Origin of the sequence: Facklamia sp. P13064, assembly GCF_050409425.1 — a bacterium.
Lineage (GTDB): Bacteria > Bacillota > Bacilli > Lactobacillales > Aerococcaceae > Facklamia.
The window spans coordinates 1-3,144 of sequence record NZ_JBNUPM010000037.1 but is presented as its reverse complement, the minus strand read 5'-3'; the positions used below and the strand labels follow the sequence as shown (position 1 = coordinate 3,144).

4 protein-coding genes are annotated in these 3,144 nt (G+C 30.7%); 3 read left to right on the top strand and 1 reads right to left on the bottom strand.

The annotated features are described in order from the left end of the window. The 3 genes from ACQV2S_RS08660 to ACQV2S_RS08650 all read left to right on the top strand — a co-directional run. Positions 1 to 343: transposase (locus tag ACQV2S_RS08660; RefSeq protein WP_428885404.1), on the top strand; the 343-nt coding region annotated here is incomplete at its 5' end. Positions 344 to 713: 370 nt separating this feature from the next. After that, the gene (gene tyrS, locus ACQV2S_RS08655) at positions 714 to 1,901 is read left to right on the top strand and encodes a tyrosine--tRNA ligase (protein ID WP_428885402.1); all 1,188 of its coding nucleotides are present in this window, start codon (positions 714 to 716) and stop codon (positions 1,899 to 1,901) included. A gap of 41 nt (positions 1,902 to 1,942) precedes the next feature. Beyond that, positions 1,943 to 2,635, top strand: coding sequence for an ABC transporter ATP-binding protein (locus tag ACQV2S_RS08650; protein WP_428885401.1), 693 nt, complete (start codon positions 1,943 to 1,945; stop codon positions 2,633 to 2,635). 249 nt (positions 2,636 to 2,884) lie between these two features. On the opposite strand, the gene ACQV2S_RS08645 is transcribed toward ACQV2S_RS08650, so the two are convergent. Further along, positions 2,885 to 3,085 (bottom strand): cold-shock protein, encoded by a 201-nt coding sequence (locus tag ACQV2S_RS08645; RefSeq protein ID WP_428873104.1) that lies wholly within the window; start codon positions 3,083 to 3,085, stop codon positions 2,885 to 2,887. Between the last annotated feature and the right edge of the window lie 59 nt (positions 3,086 to 3,144).

Genomic DNA, 3,144 nt, shown 5'->3' with positions numbered 1-3,144 from the left:
GACTTATCCAAAGTTGGCTGAACAATTGAGACTAAAAAAGAATCTTTTCTCATTTGTGCATTTTCCCAAGGAGATATTGACATCCTTTTATATCAACAAACAATCAGAAGCCGTCAATAAACAAATAAAGCGGATTACAACAATAAAAGAACAGTTTCCCCATGAAGCCTCTTTGGGAAAAACTGTCTATTGTTATATTAGCGAGTATAACGCAAAGTTTGGACAGCGAATTCATAAAGGATTTGGGAAGGTTACCTTTGAACTTCGAAATCTTTTGGATCAAAGAAGACCAATTAACGATACGAAATTAAGAGAAGGCATCACAAAGCTCCAAGTATTTTAATGGAGTAAACTAGCACCCTTCGGTTGCTTCCCTCGCATTTTAGAGGAGCTATCGATCTCAAAGATACTAACAAATCTATAGGGCGGTCGAAAGCTCTTATAAAATGCGAGGTTATGAATGGAAATAGTTGAAAATTTGATATAACAATTACAATCTTAAAATGTAGGTTACACAATTTATTTGACACTACCGAATCAAATATAGAAATTGACTTTAAAGAAAGTGATAGTAGAGAATTATCTATATGCTTGTTGATTCTCAAGGAAAAGCATATAAAACAGATTTAGAAAATAAGGTTTATGTTTTTGGAAATATAAAAAATTCTCTAACATGGAGAAATATTATCGAAAATTTATAAAGGAGAATGATTATGAATGGAAAAGAAATTTTAAATTCAATAAGAAGATACACGCATACAATTATTGGAGAAGAAAATTTGATAGATATGCTGGATAGTAAAAATATAACTGTAAAATTTGGTGCTGATCCTACAAGACCAGATTTACATCTAGGCCATTCTGTTATTTTAAAAGTAATGAAAATATTTCAAAACGCGGGCCATTCTGTTATTTTTGTGATAGGTGATTATACAGCAATGATAGGGGACCCATCTGGAAAATCTAAAACTAGGCCGTCATTAACGTTTAAAGAAACCCGGAATAATGCACAAAGTTATTTGGATCAAGTAAATAAAATATTGGATACATCTAAAACTAAAGTTTGTTATAATTCCGAATGGTTAAAAGACTTGTCATTTGAGAATATCATTTCGATGGCTAGTAAGTATACCGTATCTCAAATATTAGAAAGAGATGATTTTAATAATAGGTTTATAAATGAGAAACCTATCGGTATTCACGAAATATTATATCCGTTAGTACAAGGATATGATTCAGTTGCAATTAAATCAGATGTTGAACTGGGAGGAGTGGATCAAACTTTCAATTTATTAGTTGGTAGAGATATGCAAAAAGCGTATAATCAAAGTCCGCAGTGTATCATTACATTTCCTCTTTTAGTTGGTATAGATGGTAAAAATAAAATGAGTAAGTCTTTAGATAATTATATCGGGATTGACGAAGAACCAGGAATTATGTACGAAAAAGCAATGAAAATACCAGATAGTGTATTGGAAAATTATTTTAGATTAACAACAGATATTCCTGAAGAAGTATATTTAAAAATAATGAAAGAAGATATCGTTAAAGCTCATAAATTTTACTCCTATGAAATTGTTAGTATGTACCATAGTTCTGAAGAGGCTTTAAAGGCGCAAAATAGATATGAAAATATTGCTAAAGGACAGGTACCAGACGATATTTTAACTCTAAATATTAATAAAGATATATTGCCCGAAACAGTTATAAATATATTATTTTTAAACAAAATAATTTCGTCAAAATCGGAAGGAAAACGTCTAATTAATCAGAATGGAGTATCAATAAATGGAAGAAAAGTAACTGATGTTGATGAAACCGTGGAAAGTAATAAATTTAAAGACAGAACATTTATAATTAAAATTGGTAAGAATAGATATTTTAAATTTATAATTGATTAGATTGAAGTTATTATGTCAGAAAAAATTTTTCTGTTGAAGGGATGACAAGGATTTTTAAAGATAAAGAATTTTGTGCAGTTAATAATATTTTTTTTGATATATTTAAGGGGGAAATCTTCGGTTTATTGGGTCCGAATGGTGCGGGCAAATCAACTACTATAAAAATATTATCAACTATGCTTGCTCCTACTGTTGGAGAAGCAAAGATATTAAACTATGATACATTTAAAGAGGCAAAATTAGTTAGAAAACATATAAATTTTGTTTTTGGGGGAGAACGTGGATTATATTGGCGTTTAACAGGTGAAGAAAATTTAATATATTTTTCTGATATATATAAAATATCAATAAAAGAGCAAACCAAGTTAATACCAAAATTGCTAGAGATGGTAGGACTATATGAATTTAAGGATAGACGAGTTGAATCTTATTCAAAAGGAATGAAACAAAGGCTCCAAATAGCAAGATCTCTTTTAAATGATCCTGAAATAATTTTTTTCGATGAATCTAGTATTGGCTTAGATCCTGAAGGAGCAAATAAATTAAGAGATGTAATAAAAGAGTTATCTTACAGAGGGAAAACTATTTTGCTAACAACACATTATATGTCTGAAGCACAAGAATTATGTGATAGAATTGCGATCATTAATCATGGGGAAATAATAACTGTCGGAACGGTTGAAGAATTAGAAAATAAAATACCCAGAGAAAGAGTAGAAGAAATTATAAAATAAAAAAGAAAAGATAGGTCATCTTTCAGACTGTAGACAAAGCCCTCTAAATCACTATTTCTTAGTGGTTTAGAGGGCTTTTTTATGTATAATAATGGTTCTATAATAAATAGGGTTGAAGGAAGAATTTTTCTTCCATCAACCCTATTTAACATAGAGCCAAATAAAGACAAACCCTTATTTGAGATTAACTCAAGCAGGGTTTGTCTTCAATCTGGGGCATCCACTAAGGGATGCCTTTGATAAGGTTAATTATAGTTTAACAATATTAGTAGCTTGGTTGCCACGTGGGCCAGCTTCTACGTCATATGTTACTGTTTGACCTTCGTCTAAGGATTTAAAGCCATCACCTTGAATGTTAGAGAAATGTGCGAACACGTCATTTCCATCCTGACCTTCGATAAATCCAAAACCTTTGTCTGCATTAAACCATTTTACTGTACCTGTGTTCATAATGTAAATCCTCCTGTGTGCGTCTTAAGCACTTTGTATTGCAATAACTAAATAATTAA

Coding starts and splice junctions, on each gene's coding strand:
- tyrS (WP_428885402.1), top strand. CDS start 714: ATGAATGGAAAAGAAATTTTAAATTCAATAAGAAGATACACGCATACA.
- ACQV2S_RS08650 (WP_428885401.1), top strand. CDS start 1,943: ATGACAAGGATTTTTAAAGATAAAGAATTTTGTGCAGTTAATAATATT.
- ACQV2S_RS08645 (WP_428873104.1), bottom strand. CDS start 3,085: ATGAACACAGGTACAGTAAAATGGTTTAATGCAGACAAAGGTTTTGGA.